Below are 18226 nucleotides of genomic sequence, written 5' to 3' on the forward strand. Positions count from 1 at the left end.
TCGCTCACCGCGGCGGGGTGGATCGTGGCCCCGCCGCGGTGGGCGAACACTTTTGGAGGCCGTATGTCCTGCTTCGACTCCCGGTTCGCGTCGCGGCCCGGATACGCGCGCATGTTCCGCCCCGGTGCCCTGACCCTGGGCGTGTTCTTCCCGCTGGAGTCGTACGACGGTCCGGTGGCCCGGATGGACGTCGCGGAGCAGACCGAGCGCGCCGTCCGGGCGGAGCGCGCGGGGTTCGCGGCCCTGTGGGTGCGTGACATCCCGCTGCTGGATCCGACGTTCGGCGACGCGGGGCAGATGTACGACCCGTGGGTCTGGCTGAGCCACATCGCGGCGCACACCTCGCGCATCGCGCTGGCCACCGGCTCCACCGTGCTGCCGCTGCGCAACCCCATCGACACCGCGAAGTCCGCCGCCTCGCTGGACCTGCTCAGCGGCCGGCGGCTGGTGCTGGGCGCGGCCACCGGGGACCGGGGCGTGGAGTTCCCCGCCTACGGACTGGACCGCGACGACAGCGGGGTGCTGTTCCGTACCGCCGTCTCCACGCTTCGACGTCTGTGGACGGAGGATTTCCCGGCCGTCGACTCACGCTACGGTGCCTTCCGCGACGCGGGCGTGCTGCCCAGGCCCTCCGGCGGCACCATCCCCGTCCTGGTGACGGGGCACAGCCGGCAGAGCGTGCCGTGGATCGCCGAGCACGCCGACGGGTGGCTCATGTACCCGCGACCGCTGATCCAGCAGCGCCGGACGACGGCCGTGTGGCAGAAGGCGGTGCACGAGGCGGGAGAGCCCCGCAAGCCGTTCTCGCAGTCGCTCTACCTCGATCTCGTGGAGCGCCCCGACGCCCGCCCCAGCGCCATCCACCTCGGTTACCGCACCGGGCGGCGCTATCTGCGCAGCCATCTGGAGGGGCTGCGGGAAGCCGGCGTGCACCATGTCGTGCTGAACCTCAAGTACGGACGCAGGCCGGCCGACGAGGTGCTTCAGGAGCTCGCCGAGTACGTCCTGCCCCACTTCCCCGCGCACCAGGCACACGAGCAGGCATCGGCGGTATCCGTCGCCTGAGACACGGGGCCGGGTGACGGGGGCGGGGGCGACGGGCTCTCAGGAGCCGGAGTGCTGCTGCGTGCCGTGGTGTCGTGCTGCCCCGCCGTCGCTCTGCGGTGCGCCGCAGCGGCGGCAGAGCGCCGCGTGCCGTGCGGTGTACTCCTCTCCCGGGCGCCGCCCGGCGGGCCGAACGGCCCCGCACGGCGGGTCGAGGTCTATCTCCACTCCCGCGGGCACCATCAGCCAGCGGGCCGGTATCCCCTCGTGCTCTTCGCGCCGCATACCGCCTCCTCACCTTCGGCGATCCGTACCGGACCGCCCACGGCCAGCGTCGGCCCGGCCGGTCCAGGCGGGGTGAAGCCCCGACCAACGGCCTGGCTCCGCCGTGGAACCACCGCACCGCACAGCGCGCCCCCCACCGGGAGGCGCGCCCGCGTGACGCTCACCCCGCGGCGGTCAGCACCCCCGCGACGGAGCGGCCGCCGAGCTCGCGGTCGGCGCCGGGCAGCACGTGCAGTTCCGCGTCGTCGGGGGACGGCAGTGCCAGCCGGATCAGGTCCGGCACCCGGAACGCGAGGACGGTGGGGTCGGGTCGGTCCGCCTTGACCAGGACGTGGTGGTCGAGCAGTTGCCCCACCAGGGACTGGACGGACCAGGCGTCGCCGGCCAGCAACCGCCGGGCCCGTTCCATGTCGAAGGAGGCCGCCCCGGCCGCCGCCAGCAGGGCCAGCGCCCGGCGCAGCGGTCCGGGCAGCCGGGCGACGGCACCGGCCGCCCGGGCCAGCACGTCGCAGGCCTCGTCGTGCAGTTCCGCCGCCAGGTTGCCGTCGTCCACCAGTCCGAGAGCCAGGGCGGGAAGCGTCCACATGGGGCGGGCCGCGAACTTCTCGCCCACGGCGCGCAGGGTGAGCGGGAAGTTGCCCATCAGCTCCGTCACCTCGCCGAGCGCGCCCGGCTCGCCGGCGATGCGCTCGGGTCCGGCGACGCGCGCGAAGAAGTCGGCCGCGTCCCGGGCCGACAGCGGCCCCAGCGACAGGGGTCGGGCGCCGGGCAGGCCGGGCAGCCGGACCCGGGAGGTCACCAGCACCAGGCTCGCCTCGTCGGCCGGCAGCAGCGGCAGCACCTGGTCGGTGCTCGCGGCGTCGTCCAGAAGCACCAGCAGCGACCGCCCGGCGCTGAACGCGCGGAACATCCCGGCGAGTTCGTCGGTGTCCTCGGGCAGCGTCGCCGGCTCCTCACCGCGGTCCCGCAGCAGCGCGCGCAGCACGTCGGCCGCCGAACGGGGGCGGTCGTCGCCGTCGTGCAGCCGGGCGTGCAGCACCCCGTCCGGGAACCGCTCGGCCAGCCGGTGCGCCGCGTGCACGGCGAGCGCGGTCTTGCCCACTCCGGCCGGTCCCAGCACTACGACGACGCGCGGGCCCTCACCTTGCGCCCCGCCGTCCGCCCGTTGTCCGTCGCCGTCCTCGCCCGCGAGGGCGGTCAGCTCGGCCAGTTGCCTGGTGCGGCCGGTGAAGTCCGGGATGTCCAGGGGCAGTCGGCCGCGGACGCCTCGTCGAGGTGTCCCGGCGGGTTCACCCGTGGGGGCGGTGGTCGACCCCTGCGCGGCGGCCGGGGCCGCGGCGGGGGCGGCGGGCACCGCCACCGGCTGGGGCAGCGCCTCGTTCAGCACGTCCTGCTGCAGCTTCTGCAGTCGTTCGGACGGTTCGATGCCCAGTTCGTCGACGAGCCGGCGGCGCAGCCGTGCGAACGCCTCAAGGGCCGTGGCCCGCTGCCCGGAGCGGTGTCCGGCGAGCATCAGCTGCGCGGCGAACTCCTCGTTGAAGGGGTGGTCCGCGGTGAGCTGCTGCAGTTCCCCCACCAGTCCGCGGTGGCGGCCGAGTTGCAGGTCCGCGGTGATGCGCAGCTCCAGCGCGCCGAGCCGGGAGTCGGCGATCTGCGCGATCTGCGCGGCGAGCAGCGGTCCGGTCTCCAGCCCGGCGAAGGGGTCGCCGCGCCACAGCGCGAGCGCCTGGCGCAGCAGTGCGGCGGCGGTGCGCGGATCGCCCTCGCTCAGCGCGGTGCGGGCGCGCGTGACCTGGTGTTCGAACTCCCACAGGTCCAGTTCGCCCGGCCGCAGATGGATCCGGTAGCCGCCCGGGCCGGTCTGCACGCGGTCGCTCGGGTCCACGGGGCAGCGCAGCGCCTTGCGCATCTGGTAGACGTACGTCTGCACGGTCTTGCGGGCCAGGCGCGGCGGGTCGGACTCCCACAGCTCCTCGATCAGGGCCGAGGTGGACACCAGGCGGTTGGCGTTGAGCAGCAGCACCGCCAGCGCGCGCCGGGCCATCGGCGCGGTGGGTGTGCGGTCCTGCCCCTGCGCGCGGATCTCCAGCGGGCCGAGCACCCCGATCCGCAGCGCATCGCCGTCCGCGGCGGCCCGGGCGGTGTCGTTCATGACGTCCTCTCCTTTCCCTGCCCGCGCGGCGGGCCTTTCCCGTACGGCGGGCCCGGCGGGCGGGCCGAAACGTTTCCCGTCGGTCTGATCGGCGGACTGTCCGGGCCGCATGCGGTGGCCGGCGCCGTGGGTTCCCCGCGTTTCGTACCACTGCCGCATCCGGGATCTGCGGAGTTTGCCGATGCCCGTCCTCGGGACGTCCCCGGTGCTCACCGCGACGACACGGGCGATGTGCAGGCCGAGGCGGTCGGCGACGCGGGCCCGGATGGCGGCCTCCGCCACGCCCTGCGCGGTGCCGGGCCGCGGGTGGTAGAAGACGGCGAGCTCCTCACCGGCGGTGCCGGTGACCGGGCAGGCCACGGTGTGGGACGGGGTGACGAAGTCGAGTTCCTCCACCGCGGCCTCGATCTCGTGGCTGTGGCAGCGCACGCCGCCGCACTCGACGAGGTCGTCGGCGCGGCCGGTGACGGTGAGGAGGCCGTCCTCGACGAACGCCAGGTCGCCCGTGCGGAACCAGCCGTCCGCGGTGAAGCAGTCGCGGGTGTGCTCGGCGTCGTCGAGGTAGCCGAGGGTCACCGAGGGCCCGCTCACCTGGAGGTGTCCCACGGTGCCGGCGGGGACGAGCTCGCCGCGGTCGTCGACGCAGCGCACGACGGTGCCCGGCTGGGGGCGCCCGACGGGGACGTAGCGCCCGTCGGCGGTGTCCAGGTCGGACAGCCTGCAGTCGACGACGCCGGCCGCCGTCTCGGACATGCCCCAGCCGGGGAACATCGCGTCCCCGGGCAGGCGGAGGGGGGCGAGCAGTTCCATGAAGCGCCGGACCACCGAGGCGTGCACCGGCTCCCCGCCGTTCATGAGGTAACGCAGGCAGCTCAGGTCCCAGTCCCGGCCGGGGAGCCGGTGCGCCTGGTCGTTGACGAGGGAGAAGGCGAAGTTGGGCGCCCAGGTGGTGCAGGCCCGGTGCCGGTCGACGAGGGCGAGCCAGCGCAGCGGGTCGCCGAGGACCCAGTCCAGGCGGGCGTGCACCTGGTAGGCGCCGAGGTAGACGTCCCTCACGTGGAACAGCAGCAGTCCGCCGGCGTGGTCCAGCGGCATCCAGTTGACGGTGCGGGTCGCCTCACTGAGCCCGTTGGCGCGGGCCGTGGCCGCGCTGCGGCTGAGGATGTTGCGGTGGGTGAGCATCACGGCCTTGGGCACTCCGGTGGAGCCGGAGGTGAGCAGCAGGGCCGCCAGGTCGTCGGGGCGGGCCGGGTAGCGGTGGTGGTCGGGGTCGGCGGCGCGCAGGCGGCCCGGGTGGCCGAGCCAGGACCTGGCCCAGCTGGGGTGGGCCCGGGTGGCCGCGAGGACCGGCTGTCCCCGGCCGGTGACGACGCGGGGTCGGCCGTAGCGCTTCCACACCGCGTCGAGCAGGCCGGGTGCGGCGTCGCGGGCGGCGGGGGTGGCGCCGGTGCCGACGAGCAGTGGGACGAATCCGCCCAGCACGCATGCCCAGAACACGGCCAGCAGCTCGGATTCGTCGGCGATGTGCAGGACGACCCGTTCCCCGGGGCGCACCCCGGCCTCCCGCATTCCGGCGAGCGTGCGGGCCGCTTCCTGGAGGAGCCGCGCGTAGCTCCACCGCTTCTCGCCGCCGTCGGCGCCGACGAAGCACAGGCCCTGGCTGTCGGGGGCGAGCGCGGCCCGTATCAGCGCGTTGCCGAGCGTGCCGCACTCCGGGTCGGGGACAGGCCCGCCGTCCAGCAGTGAGAGGTCCGCGCCGGTCATGAGCCACCACGCTCCCTGCGGTAGTCGCGGGGGGTGATGCCGTAGCGGTCGCGGAAGAGGCGGCTGAAGTGGGACGCCCCGTACAGCCCGGCCCGCTCCCCGATCAGCGCGACGGGCAGGTGGTCCAGGGAGGGGTCGGCGAGTTCGGTACGGCAGCGGGACAGCCGCTCGTCACGGATCCAGCGGGCGGGGCTGATGCCGTGCTCCTGGAAGATCTTCTGCAGGTAGCGCAGCGAGATGTTGTGCCGGCGGGCGATCGTCACCGGGCTCAAAGACGGCTCGGCCAGTTGCTCGCGGACGTAGGCCTGGATGTGCAGCATCAGCGTCTGGCGGGCGACCTGCGAGTCCTCGCAGACCTCGCGCATGCGCTCCGCGAAGAGCGCCGCGGTCAGTCCCACGACGCTGCCGCCGAGCAGGTCGACCGCGGTCTCCACCTCCCTGCCGTGCCGGCCGAGCCCCTCCAGCAGGGAGGACAGCAGGGCGGCCAGTCCCTCGGCGCCGGACCACGGCCGGGCCGTCAGGGGCTCGGCCTCGGGGGCGGTCAGGCCCACCAGGTGGTGCCTGACCATGATGTCGACCAGGCGGAAGTTCTCCGGCATGACCACCTTGTAGGGGCGGGTGCTGTCGAAGCAGACGAGCTGCGGGGCGCGTACGGTCCCGTGCCTGCCGTCCTGGAACACCCAGACGGAGCCGGTCAGCGGCCGAATGACGCGCAGGCAGCCCGCCGTGGGCGCGCCGATCTGCCGGCTCGGCCGGATCAGTTCCCTGGGGCCGTCCCCCTTGACCAGGGACACCCGCACCCCGCCGAACTGGTGGGTCCTGGTGGTCCCGTCGAGCGGCTCGTCGTGCTCCCTGACGATCTGCACCCCGCCGCGGCCGACGGGAGCCGGCCCGGCCGGGGCAGGCGCCGGCTTCAGCTCGTCGAGTCGTGACACCGCATGAACCTCCATCCGTGCGTCCGGGACGGAAACCGGCCACCAGTGCGGGCGTTCCGTCACTCCGCCAGGAAAACATACCCGCATGCTGGTATCGCAGTCATATCGGAGGGTTCGATGACACGCAACGCCACACACGTTCGAACAGTCCGGGACACAGAAGGGGCGAGAACGCGACTGGCGCGTTCTCGCCCAAGGCCCTGCACGTCTGGTGCGTCACAGGCAGCCGTTCACAGGCAGCCGTTGAGGGCGGCTCCGATCCGGTGGGCGGTCCGCCGCTGGCGGCGGGCCGATCGGGCCAGGTCGGCCGCCTCCGCGGCGGCGGTCAGCTCCCGGTAGCAGATGCCGTACGAGGGCAGCGCGTCGAGGATCCGCCAGGCCCGCTCGTCGCCGTGCCCGTGCGCCCCGGGCGGGACGTCCCACAGCAACCGGTGCGGGCGGGCGCCCTGCCGGGCGAGCGCACGCCAGCGCTGTGACGCGTGGATCTCCTCGTGCATCCGGCACGCCAGATGCACGGTGGCGGCCGCCAGGCCCGCCGGACCGTCGGCGTCCGCGCCCTCTCCCGGCTCACCGGGGCGCAGGCCGGCCGTCCCGTCCAGTCCGGCGGCCGCCAGGGAGACGGCCGAGGGGACGGCGGCCGGGTCGAGGCCGGCGCCCGCGGCCCGCTCCAGCCCGGTCAGGAAGGCGTCGACGAGACCGGCGTACCGCTCCAGCGACACGACGGACACGGCGTGCACCCCGATGCCCTCGGACAAGCACGCGGTGATCGCCGCCAGGCCCCGCTCGGTGGCCGGGATGCGGATCATCAGGTTGGGCCGGCCGACGGCGCCGTGCAGGGCGCGCGCCCCCGCGACGGCGGCGGCGGGATCATGGGCCAGGGTGTCGGGGACGGCGGCGCAGACATGGCCGTCGGCGCGCCCGGAGGCCTCGTAGCGGGGGCGCAGCCGGTCCGCGGCCCGGCGCGCACCGTGGGCGACCAGTTCGGCGACCGCCTCGGCGACCGGTCGTCCACGCCGGGCCAGGCTGCGCAGATGGGCGTCGTACTCCGGATACGGCACCGCGGTGGTCTCCGTGGCGGTGCCGGCGCCGTGTGCGTGCAGCAACCCGTCGAGCGGACCGTCGGCGGCCGCGTCCCGGACGGCGTCCCGGGCGGCGGACGCGGTGAGCACAGCGGCGGTCATCGTCGGCCCCCGCGCCGGTCCTGCTCGTCGAACCACTCCAGGCACGGCAGCAAGGACCGGCTCGTCTCCCGCCGGGCCGCGCTCAGCGCCCGGTGCAGTGCCTCGGCGTCCTCGGTGCAGGTCCCGCAGGCCGTCCGGTCCACCTGCTGCACCTGACAGCCGCACGCCCGGCAGCGGACCAGGACGTCCTTCGGCACGGCGGCGGAGGGGGCGTCCTCGCTGGGGATTGGGTGGTCGTCCCGGAGCACAACCAGGTTGCCGGGCTGTCGGTGCCCTGCCGGCGAACTCGCCTCATGGCTCACCCCCTGCTGCGGGTCCCCGTCGCAGGCGAGGACCCGGATCGCGTGCCGGATCGTGTGGTCGAAGGTCTTCTCCAGGCCGGGCGTGTGCCCGTGCTCGGGGTGCGCGGGCGTGGTCCCGGGGTGACCGTGACCGGTCGCCTCCACCGCGTCGGCGGCCGGGGCGCGCGCCACGTCGACGGACCGGCGGCCGGCATCGCCGCGGGCCGTGCGGGACCGGCGGACGTCGTCGTACTCGGTGTACTCGGTGAGCGCTGCGGTCATGGTTCCTTCCTCGGACGGGACCGACGTTCAGCGGGTGGTGCCGGCCGGCGGGGGCCCGCTGCGGCCCCCGGAGCGAAGCAGGAGGGCGGCGGCATGGGCCACCGAGGCGAGCGTGATGTGGCGGTGCCAGCCGGCGAAGGTGCGGCCCTCGAAGTCGTACAGGCCGGCTTGGCGGCCGGTCACGGTCACGTCCTGGGCGAGCAGCGCCGGGGCGGCGGCCAGCCGCACCAGGGCACCGGTGGGCAGGGTGGTCAGGTCGGTGAGCCAGAAGGCGGTGTGCTGCGGGCTGAGCGGGTCCTTCTGCGCCAGCAGCAGCTGCCGGCGGCGCGGTCCGGGCGGGGTGTCGGCCGTCTGGCACGGCACCCGGGCGACCTCGCGGTGGCCCGCCCCCGAGTCGGGGGCGCGCACCCGGCTGAAGCGGCGCGGCGCCAGGCCGCCGGCCAGCTGCCGGGCGGTGACCACACGTCCGGTGCCGCGGCCGTCGGCGGCCAGGGGGGTCAGCAGCTGTGAGGCGCTGATGCGCACCAGGTAGGGGAAGCCGCCGGCGCCGAGCAGGGCGGCGACCCGGCCCGCCGGGGCCTGCCGGGCGTCCAGCACGACCGGGGGCCGGGGTGCCTCGGCGGCGGGGGCGGTGTCCAGGACCATCTCGAGACCGGCCCCGACGCCGTCCACGGCGGCCGTGTCGGCGGGAATGCCGGCCCGCTCGCGCAGGGGGGCGTCGTCCAGCCAGCGGGGGGTGAGCTGAAGGTGCCAGTCGACCGGGTAGCCGCCCCACTCCGAGGCGGCCCACAGCCCGACGGCCCGCTGGGCGTTGACGGACCGTCCGGTGTGCGGGTCGGCGAAGTAGTCGGCTCCCACGCAGCCGCGTCCGGTACGGGGCATGGTGGTGGTGTGCACGACCCAGGCCCGGGGCGGTGCGAGGCGGCCCAGGTGGTGGGCGAGGTCGCCGCGCACCGGGCTCCAGCACCACGTCGAGTCGCTGACGAAGTGGTGCAGCCGCTGGGCGTCGGCCGGCACCCCGGTGTGCGAGGCGATGTTGCGGATGGTCTTGCGCCCCGTCGCGGCGAGCAGCCCCCGGATGTACAGCTCGCCGCTGCGCCGCTGGTCGCTGCGGGTGAGGGAGCGCAGCATCCGGCGGGACAGGTCGGCGACCGGATCGGTGGCGGGAACGGCGTCGGAAGGGCCGGGAAGGCTCGTCGGCCGGTTCCCCCGGCCGGCCGGGGGAACCGGACCGGCGCCGGTGTCACCGCCCAGTCGCGCGTCCTGCCGGGGCGGGACGCGCAGGGCGACGGAGGTGCTCATGTGCCGACCCGGGCGTAGGCCGCGCTCAGCAGCTCGGGGGCGGGGTCCTGAAGCAGTCCGGGGCGGCCGGGCGCGTCCAGGACGACGAACCTGAGCCGGGTGCCGCGGGTCATCCCGTCGACGGCGAACGCGGCGCGCAGCCGCTCCCAGGCGTAGCGCGGGTAGGACGTCGGCAGCCCCAGCGAGGCGAGCACGGACCGGTGCCGCTCCACGTGCCCGGCGTTGAGCCGCCCCGCCTCGCGGGCGAGTTCGGCGGCGAACACCATGCCGATGGACACGGCGTGACCGTGCCGGATGCGGTAGTTCTCCGCGTGTTCGACGGCGTGGGCGAGCGTGTGGCCGTAGTCGAGGAACTCCCGGGCGTCCTCAGCCGGCGACTCCCCCGCGAGCACGGAGGCCTTCGCGCGCAGCGCACCCTCGATCAGCTCCCGGGCCCGCTCGTCCGCCGGGTCGGCGGCCGCCCGCGGGTCGGCCTCGATCAGGTCGAGGAGGGCGGGGTCGCCGATCAGGCCCGCCTTGACGACCTCGGCGAGACCGCTCACGTAGTCCTCGCGCGGCAGCCGGGCGAGCAGATCCAGGTCGCACACCACGCCGGCCGGCCGGTGCAGGACGCCGACCAGGTTCTTGCCCTGCGGGATGTTGAGGGCGCCGCGGCCGGCGACCGCGGCGTCGACCATGGCCGCCGGGGTGGAGGGGGCCAGGACCAGGCGGAGGCCGCCCTGCCAGGTGGCGGCGAGGACGCCGGCGAGGTCGGCGGTGGCGCCACCGCCGAGGGCGACGACGGCGTCGGAGCGGGTGAAGCCGGACTCGGCGAGCTGCGACCACAGGTAGACGAGGACGCCGGCGTCCTTGGCGCCCTCCCCGGGCGGCACCACCAGCGGCACCACATGACGGCCGTGGCGTTCGAGGTCGCCGGCGATCCGGTGGGCGGACGCGGCCAGCTTCGGCGGGTGGACGAGCGCCACCCGCAGCACCTTCTCACCGAGCATGCGCCCGACCTGCTCGTGCAGACCACTGCCGACGACGACGGGATACGGCGTGGAGCCGGCCGCGCGCACCGTGGTGGGAGTGTGAGACGAATGCGTCTGATATTTCACGTTATGCCTCATTTGACGGCCAGGTGGGTGAGATAGGCGCGGTGGTTGCGGGCGGTCTCCGGCACGCTGTCGCCGCCGAACTTCTCCAGCGCGGCATCCGCGATCACCAGGGCGGTCACGGCCTGTGCGACCACCGCGGCGGCCGGTACCGCGCACACGTCGGAGCGCTGGTGGTGTGCCACGGCGGCCTCGCCGGTGGCCACGTCGACGGTGGCCAGGGCCCGCGGCACGGTGGCGATCGGCTTCATCGCGGCGCGCACCCGCAGCAGTTCGCCCGTCGAGATACCGCCCTCGACACCGCCGGAGCGGCCGCTGGTGCGGCGTACGCCGTCGCCGGCGGGGACGATCTCGTCGTGCGCCTGGGAGCCGGGGACGTCGGCGAGCGCGAAGCCCGCCCCGAACTCGACTCCCTTGATGGCCTGGATGCCCATGAGGGCGCCGGCCAGGCGCGCGTCCAGCCGGCGGTCCCAGTGCACATGCGAGCCGAGGCCCGGCACAAGGCCGTGCACCAGGACCTCGACGACGCCGCCGAGGGTGTCCCCGGCGCGGTGCGCCCGGTCGACCTCGGCGACCATGGCCGCCGACGCCGCGGCGTCGAAGCAGCGCACGGGGTCGGCGTCGAGCCGCTCGGTGTCCTCGGGGCCGGGCAGCGCGGGCGAGGCGGAGTGCTGCCCACCGAGCGCCACGACGTGGCTGACCAGGGTGATCCCGTACGCCTGGTGCAGGAAGGCCTCGGCGATGCTGCCCAGGGCGACCCGGGCGGCGGTCTCCCGGGCGCTGGCCCGCTCCAGGACGGGCCGGGCGTCGTCGAAGCCGTACTTCTGCATGCCGGCCAGGTCGGCGTGGCCGGGGCGGGGGCGGGTGAGGGGGGCACCTCGTGCCTGGTCGGCCAGCTCGGCGGCGGAGACCTCGTCGGCGGCCATCACGGTCTCCCACTTGGGCCACTCGCTGTTGCCGACGCGGACGGCGAGGGGGCTGCCGAGGGTACGGCCGTGCCGTATCCCGCCGACGAAGGCCACCTCGTCGCGTTCGAACCTCATACGGGCACCGCGCCCGTGCCCCAGACGGCGGCGGGCGAGGGCGTCGGCGACCTGTTCGGTGGAGGTCCGCACACCGGCCGGCAGCCCCTCGAGCACGGCGGTCAGGGCCGGCCCGTGGGACTCGCCGGCGGTGAGCCATCGCAAAGCAGACAATGCAGTTCCTTCGGTGTGGTGTGCGGGGCGTTCGAACCGGCGCGGGTGCGGTGGTGCGGGCGTACCGGTGGTGCGGTGTGACGCTGCGACGGGGATGCCGGGCGCGGGACTCCGCAGCCACGTCCCGCTCGGTGGAACCCGCCACGCGGGACGTCGTCGCACCGCCCCGCGTGGCGGACGGAGGGGGTCACGCCGCTGTGCGCGTGCTCGTGCGGCGCGCGGTGGCCTGGCGCGGCCGGTCTGTCGCGCGGGCACCCGACGGGTCCGCGACCCGCTGCACCCGCCAGCCGCAGGCCTTCAGCTGCTGTGCCATCCCCAGCGCGGCGGTGGGGGCGACCATCAGCTCGACCAGACCGCTGGGTTTTCCCGGCGAGTGGTCGATGGACATGTCCTCGATGTTGACGCCGAGTTCGGAGGCGGCGCCCAGCAGCCGCGCCAGCTCGCCCGGCTGGTCCCCGATCAGGACCCGTACCGGCACGCAGGTGAGGTCGCCGGCGCTGTGCTTGCCCGCGATGGCCCCGCGGCCGGCGAGCCCGCGGCCGAGCAGGTCGGCCAGCAGGGTCGTGCCCTGGGCGCGTTCGTCGGCGTTGCAGGCGGCCAGCCCCCGCAGCGCCGCCACGGTGACGTCGAGGTCCTCGGCGAGTTCCGCCAGCACGTCGGCGACCGCCATCGCGTTGGCCTCGAGGATGTCGCCCCACAGCGTCACGTCGCCCTCGGCGATCCGGGTCACGTCCCGCAGCCCCTGGCCGGCCAGCTGTACCGCGTCGGCGGACAGGTGCTGCAGCCGGGCCGCCACCAGCGCGGCCACGACATGCGGGGCGTGGGAGACCACCGCGACCGCCCGGTCGTGTGCCTCGCTGTCCATGAGGACGGGGATCGCACCGCACAGGGCGACCAGTTCCAGCGCCTTGTTGAGGGTCTCGCGCCGGGTGTGCGGGGACGGGCTGAGCACCCAGGTCCGCTCCTCGAACAGGGTGGCGCAGGCGGCCAGCGGGCCGGAGCGTTCCCGCCCGGCCATGGGATGGCCGCCGATGAAGACCGACGGGTCCACGCCGCAGCCGGCGACCTCCCGCTCCGGTCCGCCCTTCACGCTCGCCACGTCGGTGTAGCTGCGGGCGAGCAGGCGGGCCTGCTGTTCGGCGAGGACGGCACCGATCCGGGCCGGCGGCACCGCCAGCACGGCGATGTCGGCCGGCACGGGCGGGGTGCCGACCACACCGGCGCCGAGCGCCGCGGCGGTGCGCACCGCGGACTCGTCCGCGTCGGCCAGGTACACGGTCACCCCGTGCCGGGTGAGGGCCAGCGCGATGGAGGTGCCGATCAGGCCCGTGCCCACCACTGCGGCGGTGCGGATCATCCGGCGCCCCCTCCGGCCGCGGCCAGGTCCTGGCGCAGCGCGACCGCGCCCCCGAGGTACACGTGCCGGATCTCGGGTTTGGACCGTTCGGTGTCGGCGTGCGCGAGGATCCTGACCACCCGGGGCAGCGCCCCCTGGATGTCGAGTTCCTGCGCGCACATCAACGGCACGTCGGCCAGGCCGAGTTCGCGCACGGCGACCGCGGGGAAGTCGCTGTGCAGGTCGGGGGTGGCGGTGAAGATGACACTGACCAGGTCGTCGTGGACCAGTCCGTTCGCGTCGAGCATCTGCTGGAACAGCGTTTTGACGCTGTCCCGCAGGTGGATCCGGTCGTCGCGCTCCAACTGGACCGCTCCGCGCACTGCTCGCATCGTCATGGCGCCTCTTCGGTGTGTTCGGGTGGTGCCGGTGGTGGGTGCAGGTGGTGGGCTTCAGGCCGCGGCGGCGATCGGGGCGCGGCCGTGCCGCAGGACGGTGCTGCGCTCCCGGTACAGCTCGGCCACCTGGAAGGCGAGGTCGAGCGACTGGTAGCGGTTCAGCCGCGGGTCGCAGGCCGTCTGATAGCGCTGGTGCAGGTCGCTGACGGCGATGTGGTCGCCGCCCCCGATGCACTCCGTGACGTCCTCGCCGGTCAGCTCGATGTGGATGCCGCCGGGGTGGGTGGCCAGCGCGTGGTGCACCTCGAAGAAGCCGCGGACCTCGTCCAGTACGTCGTCGAAGCGGCGGGTCTTGTGTCCGCTGGGCGCCTCGAAGGTGTTGCCGTGCATGGGGTCGCACAGCCACACGACCTGGGCGCCGGAGCCGGTGACCTTCTCGACGAGGTCGGGCAGCACGTCGCGGACCTTGTCGCGGCCCATGCGGGTGATGAAGGTCAGCCGTCCGGGCTCGCGGGCCGGGTCGAGCCGGTCGATGAGGGCCAGCGCGTCGTCGGGCGTGACGTTCGGGCCGAGCTTGACCCCGATGGGGTTGCGCACCTTGGAGGCGAACTCGACGTGTGCGCCGCCCAGTTGACGGGTCCGCTCGCCGATCCAGATCATGTGCGCGGACACGTCGTACGGCAGCGCGGTACGCGAGTCCGTGCGGGTGAGCGCCGACTCGTAGTCGAGCAGCAGGGCCTCGTGGCTGGAGTAGAACTCGGCGGAGTGGAACTCTCCGGGGTCGGCGCCGCAGGCGGCGAGGAACGTCAGCGCGTCGTCGATGGCCCGGGCCAGGTGCTCGTAACGCTCGCCGATCGGGGAGCTGGCGACGAAGTCCCGGTTCCACTCGTGGACCTGGCGCAGGTCGGCGTAGCCGCCGGTGATGAAGGCGCGGATCAGGTTGAGGGTGGCGGCGGAGGCGTGGTACATCCGCTTCAGCCGCTCGGGGTCGGGTCTGCGGGCCTCGGGGGTGAACTCCAGGCCGTTGACCGAGTCGCCCCGGTAGACGGGCAGTTCGACGCCGTCGCGCACCTCGGTGGGCTTGGAGCGGGGCTTGGAGTACTGGCCGGCGATGCGGCCGATCTTCACCACCGGCACCGAAGTGGCGTAGGTGAGGACCGCGGCCATCTGCAGCAGTGTCTTGATCTTGTCGCGGACCTTCTCGGCGGTGACCGCGCCGAAGGTCTCGGCGCAGTCGCCGCCCTGCAGGACGAACGCCTCACCGCGGGCGACCTGGGCGAGCCGGCCCCGCAACTGGTCGCACTCCCCCGCGAAGACGAGCGGCGGGTAGGCGGACAGTTCGGCGACGACCTCGCGCAGGGCGTCGGGGTCGGGCCAGTCCGGCTGTTGGGCGGCCGGCAGCCGGCTCCAGGAGTCCGGGGACGTCACGATGTGCTCAGCATGCATGCGGGTGGGCCTCAATCTCGTACGGAAGGAAGGGGCCGGCCGCCCGGCCCGGGCCGCGGCGTGGCGCCGGTTCTGCTGACCACGGGCACCGGCGCCTTCGCGGCACGGGAGCCCGTCTCGGGCTACTCCTCGAGCAGATCCGGCTGCTCGGCGACGATCTCGTTCCACAGCAGCTGGAAGCTGAACCAGCCCAGCTGCTCGTTGCCGAAGCCCTCGCGGGCGGCCAGGGCCTGCTCGTGCGTGAAGGTCTGCGGGGTGCCCGCGGCCTGCGCGAGCAACTGCACCTGGGCGCAGCTGTCGTAGGTGAAGAACCAGTGCACGGCCTCGTCCAGGGAGCCGCCCACGGTGATCAGACCGTGGTGGCGCAGCAGGATGGCCCGGTTGTCGCCGAGCTTCTCGGCGATGTCGCGGCCCTGGGCCACCGAGACGGAGGGGCCCTCGTAGTCGCCGTAGAGGACCTGGCGGCCGTAGAACGCGGCGGACTCCTGGTCGATGGGCTCCAGGAGCCGGCCCAGCGCGCCCAGGGCCCGGGAGTGGGGGGTGTGGCCGTGGGCGGCGGCGGTGGCGCCGGGGTGCAGTTCGTGGATCTGCGAGTGGATCACGAAGGCGCTGGGGTTGACCGGGTGACGGCCGCTGACGACGCGCCCGGTGGAGTCGACGCAGATCAGGTCGGCGACGCGGACCTGGTTGAAGGAGACGCCGAAGGGATTGACCCAGAAGCGGTCCTCGTGCTCGGGGTCGCGCACGGAGATGTGGCCGGATATGCCTTCGCCGAACCCGTACTTGCCGAACAGTCTCAGGGCGGCGGCCAGCCGCTGCTTGCGGTGCCGGCGGGCCTCCTCGTACGTGGCGAAGTGCGGCTCGCCGGGGATCGGCAGCCCGGTGGCGGTGTCGGCCAGGTAGGCGGGGCGGGGCTCGGTGACGGTCGTGCTCATGCGCGGGTGGTTCCTTCCTCGAGTGGCGGTGGCCCGGCGGCGGCGTGCCGTCAGGCGGCGACCGGTTCGGCCTCGCTGCGGGCGGCGTTCACGGTGGCGGAGTGCTCGAGGATCGCGGCGACGATGTCCTGGCTGCGGTCGACGAGGGAGGGGATGCCGAAGGTGAAGAACAGGGCTCCGGCGGCGATGTTGCCGAGCCCGTACAGGCGTGGGTCGGGCCGGCCGTTGCTGGTGAGCCGGCTGGTGGCGCGGGCCAGTTGCAGCCCGCCGTGCGGGTGGCGGCTGGCCGCGCGGGCCCGGATCAGCGAGGTGACCAGGGTCAGCGCGCTGGTGGGGATGCGCCCCTCGGAGGCGTTGACGGCGCTGATCACCCGGTCGGCGCGGAAGTTGGTGCCGTCGGCGGCGAGCACGTCGAAGCCGCCCTCGTCGGCGGGGGTGATGTCGAGCAGGCCGGAGAACATCTCCAGCTGCCCCGCCTCGACCAGTTCGAGCAGGACGGCGGCGCTGCTCGGCGGCATCGGGCAGCACAGGCTCATGATGGTGCGGTAGTGGGCGCGCAGCACCTGGACCTTGTCCTCCTCACGCAGCAGCGGCCATACGTCGGGGCCGGTCTCCGGCACGGCGCGCTGCAGGATGCGCAGGCCCATCTGCGGCGAGTCGACCTCGTCGATCTGGCGGCGCAGCCGGTCGACGGGGTCCTCCAGGTCGACGCGGAGGATCTCGTGGATGACGGCGTCCAGGTCGGCGCCCGCGTCGCGGAACTCGGCCCGCATCACCGCGGCGACGTCCTCGATGGCCAGCTCGCGCCGTCCCCTGACCGTGGTGCGTATCCGCTCCGGCGTCAGGTGGCGCAGTTCGAAGTGGACGGGCCGCTGCCGTACGCCCGGCAGCACACCGCGCCGCGACAGCAGGCTGATCGGGCCCTGGTGGCCCCGGGCTGCCAGGGACAGCACGATGTCGACGGCGGTCAGGCCACTGCCGATGACGGCCACGTGCTCGTCCTCGCCGATGTCCTCGAGCGTGCCGGAGACCGGGTAGGGGTCCCCGACGAAGCCGGGGATGCCGCCGAGGCCGTAGACGTCCTTGGGGCTGTCCCCGCCGACGGACAGGACGGCGTAGTCGAAGGCGCGCGAGGATCCCGGGCCGGTGCGCAGCAGCACCTGGTTGGGCAGCCGGGCGGCGGAGGTGACCGCCTCCCCGATGATGTCGACGCGCCAGCCCCTGCGCCGCAGTTCACCGAGGGCCGCGTACGCGGACTGCTCCAGGTACTCGCCGTAGACCGGGCGGGGTGTGAAGCGGGCTCCCGACATCCGGTCGATGCCCTGCGAGACGCCGGTGACGCGGTCGCGTGTCTCGAGCCAGCGCTCGAAGTGGCCCAGGTCCCCGGCGCGTACGGACATGTCGTCGGGGGTCGCGTTCACGCGCAGCGTCTCGGTGTCCACCTGGTAGGCCCGGCCGCGCCACAGGTGGGGCGACGGCTCGAACACGGTGAGGGTGCCCGGGTCGCCCTCGCTGCGGGCCAGGGCGTCGACCAGGCAGACGGCAGCCGCGCCGCCGCCGACGACGCCGATCGAGATTCCAGAGGACATGTGTCAGTCACCTATCGGTATGCGGACGGCTCGGGGCGAGGAGGCGGATGGCCTCACCAGGGGGCGTGCCTGCGGCAGGCCGGTTGCGCCGGGGGTCATGGCTGCGGGGGCTCGAAGCGGTGGAAGCTGCCCTGGAGGAAGATCAGCGGGGATCGGGTGCCGCCGTGCGCGCCGAGGGCCACGACCTCGCCGATCACCATGACGTGGTCACCGGCGACCACGTGGTCGCGGTAACGGCACTCCATCCAGCCCGCGGCGTCGAAGAGCAACGTGCCGGTGTGGATGCCGAGTTCGGCGGGCTGGGTGCGTATCGCCTCGTCGCGCTCGGCGCGCGGGCGGGCGAAGAGCCGGGCGAGGTCCTCCGAGCCGCCGTCGAGGATGGAGATGCCCCAGACCCTGGCCTCCATCAGGTCGGTGAGGAAGCCGGAGTCGCTGCGGAAACTGACCGACACCAGGGGCGGCTCGAGCGACACGGAGGTGAGGGAGTTGACGGTGACCGCGCTGTGCCGGCGACCGCCCTGTTCCTGTCGGTGCGTGCTCACGACGCACACCCCGGTCGCGAAGTGGCGCATGACGGCGCGCAGGTCGCTCGGCGCGTCGACGGCACCCGTGGTCTGGTCCGCTGGGGCCTGGCCCATGGTTGATCCTCTCCGGGACGTGAGACATGCGGCGCGGAGTCTGCGGTCGGCGTCACCGGGGACGCCCGGGCCGAGGCAGAGCGCACGGGAGACGAACGCGGATGTCCGAAAGCGAGGAAACGATCCGCTGCCAGCGACTGTAGAAACGGACCCGATCCACCATTTGCCGCCCCGCGCACGGCCCCTTGCGGAATCACGCTCCCCGGTTTCCCGCCCCGGCCTCCCCCGCGCGCACCGGGTTCGCGCGCCGGGACCCCCCACATGAGACGGCCGGTCCCCTCGGGGACCGGCCGCCACGGAGCTTACGAACGACTCGCCGAGGCCCGCCTCGAACTGGGCATCTCCCCCTACAGCGCACGCACCCTCAT

15 protein-coding genes are annotated in these 18226 nt (G+C 74.3%); 1 reads left to right on the top strand and 14 read right to left on the bottom strand.

Features of this window, described 5'->3' with window-relative positions; translation table 11 throughout:
• Window positions 1-63 precede the first annotated feature (63 nt).
• Window positions 64-1065, top strand: a complete 1002-nt coding sequence (locus ABZ098_RS43720) for an LLM class oxidoreductase (protein ID WP_356600453.1) — start codon at window positions 64-66, stop codon at window positions 1063-1065.
• A gap of 39 nt (window positions 1066-1104) precedes the next feature.
• On the opposite strand, the gene ABZ098_RS43725 is transcribed toward ABZ098_RS43720, so the two are convergent.
• From ABZ098_RS43725 to ABZ098_RS43790, 14 genes are all read right to left on the bottom strand, one after another.
• Entirely contained in the window at window positions 1105-1329 is a 225-nt protein-coding gene (locus ABZ098_RS43725) for a hypothetical protein (protein WP_356600455.1), read from the bottom strand.
• A gap of 160 nt (window positions 1330-1489) precedes the next feature.
• Window positions 1490-5245, bottom strand: a complete 3756-nt coding sequence (locus ABZ098_RS43730; RefSeq protein WP_356600457.1) for an AMP-binding protein — start codon at window positions 5243-5245, stop codon at window positions 1490-1492.
• On the bottom strand, window positions 5242-6180 hold the full coding sequence (locus tag ABZ098_RS43735) for a helix-turn-helix domain-containing protein (RefSeq protein ID WP_356600459.1): 939 nt from the start codon (window positions 6178-6180) through the stop codon (window positions 5242-5244). Before ABZ098_RS43735 ends, ABZ098_RS43730 begins: the two co-directional genes overlap by 4 nt.
• 230 nt (window positions 6181-6410) lie before the next feature.
• Window positions 6411-7361: a transaldolase family protein gene (locus tag ABZ098_RS43740; RefSeq protein ID WP_356600461.1), complete on the bottom strand. Its 951-nt coding sequence runs from the start codon at window positions 7359-7361 to the stop codon at window positions 6411-6413.
• On the bottom strand, window positions 7358-7924 hold the full coding sequence (locus tag ABZ098_RS43745) for a hypothetical protein (protein ID WP_356600463.1): 567 nt from the start codon (window positions 7922-7924) through the stop codon (window positions 7358-7360). The genes ABZ098_RS43740 and ABZ098_RS43745 overlap by 4 nt, the downstream gene beginning before the upstream one ends.
• A 27-nt stretch (window positions 7925-7951) precedes the next feature.
• Window positions 7952-9226: a transposase gene (locus ABZ098_RS43750; protein WP_356600465.1), complete on the bottom strand. Its 1275-nt coding sequence runs from the start codon at window positions 9224-9226 to the stop codon at window positions 7952-7954.
• Complete coding sequence (locus ABZ098_RS43755; protein WP_356600467.1) at window positions 9223-10323, bottom strand: 3-dehydroquinate synthase family protein; 1101 nt, start codon at window positions 10321-10323, stop codon at window positions 9223-9225. The genes ABZ098_RS43750 and ABZ098_RS43755 overlap by 4 nt, the downstream gene beginning before the upstream one ends.
• An 8-nt stretch (window positions 10324-10331) precedes the next feature.
• Entirely contained in the window at window positions 10332-11516 is a 1185-nt protein-coding gene (aroC, locus tag ABZ098_RS43760; protein ID WP_356600469.1) for a chorismate synthase, read from the bottom strand.
• A gap of 187 nt (window positions 11517-11703) precedes the next feature.
• Window positions 11704-12870: a prephenate dehydrogenase gene (locus ABZ098_RS43765; RefSeq protein ID WP_356600483.1), complete on the bottom strand. Its 1167-nt coding sequence runs from the start codon at window positions 12868-12870 to the stop codon at window positions 11704-11706.
• Window positions 12870-13250 (bottom strand): chorismate mutase, encoded by a 381-nt coding sequence (aroH, locus tag ABZ098_RS43770; protein ID WP_356600471.1) that lies wholly within the window; start codon window positions 13248-13250, stop codon window positions 12870-12872. Before aroH ends, ABZ098_RS43765 begins: the two co-directional genes overlap by 1 nt.
• 54 nt (window positions 13251-13304) lie before the next feature.
• Window positions 13305-14696, bottom strand: coding sequence for a class II 3-deoxy-7-phosphoheptulonate synthase (locus ABZ098_RS43775; protein WP_356600473.1), 1392 nt, complete (start codon window positions 14694-14696; stop codon window positions 13305-13307).
• 122 nt (window positions 14697-14818) lie between these two features.
• Window positions 14819-15631 (bottom strand): class II aldolase/adducin family protein, encoded by an 813-nt coding sequence (locus tag ABZ098_RS43780; protein ID WP_356600475.1) that lies wholly within the window; start codon window positions 15629-15631, stop codon window positions 14819-14821.
• Window positions 15632-15681: 50 nt separating this feature from the next.
• Entirely contained in the window at window positions 15682-17220 is a 1539-nt protein-coding gene (locus ABZ098_RS43785; protein WP_356600477.1) for an FAD/NAD(P)-binding protein, read from the bottom strand.
• 95 nt (window positions 17221-17315) lie between these two features.
• Window positions 17316-17858: a flavin reductase family protein gene (locus ABZ098_RS43790; RefSeq protein ID WP_356600479.1), complete on the bottom strand. Its 543-nt coding sequence runs from the start codon at window positions 17856-17858 to the stop codon at window positions 17316-17318.
• Window positions 17859-18226 lie beyond the last annotated feature (368 nt).

Source organism: Streptomyces sp. NPDC006335 (assembly GCF_040612795.1).
Lineage (GTDB): Bacteria > Actinomycetota > Actinomycetes > Streptomycetales > Streptomycetaceae > Streptomyces.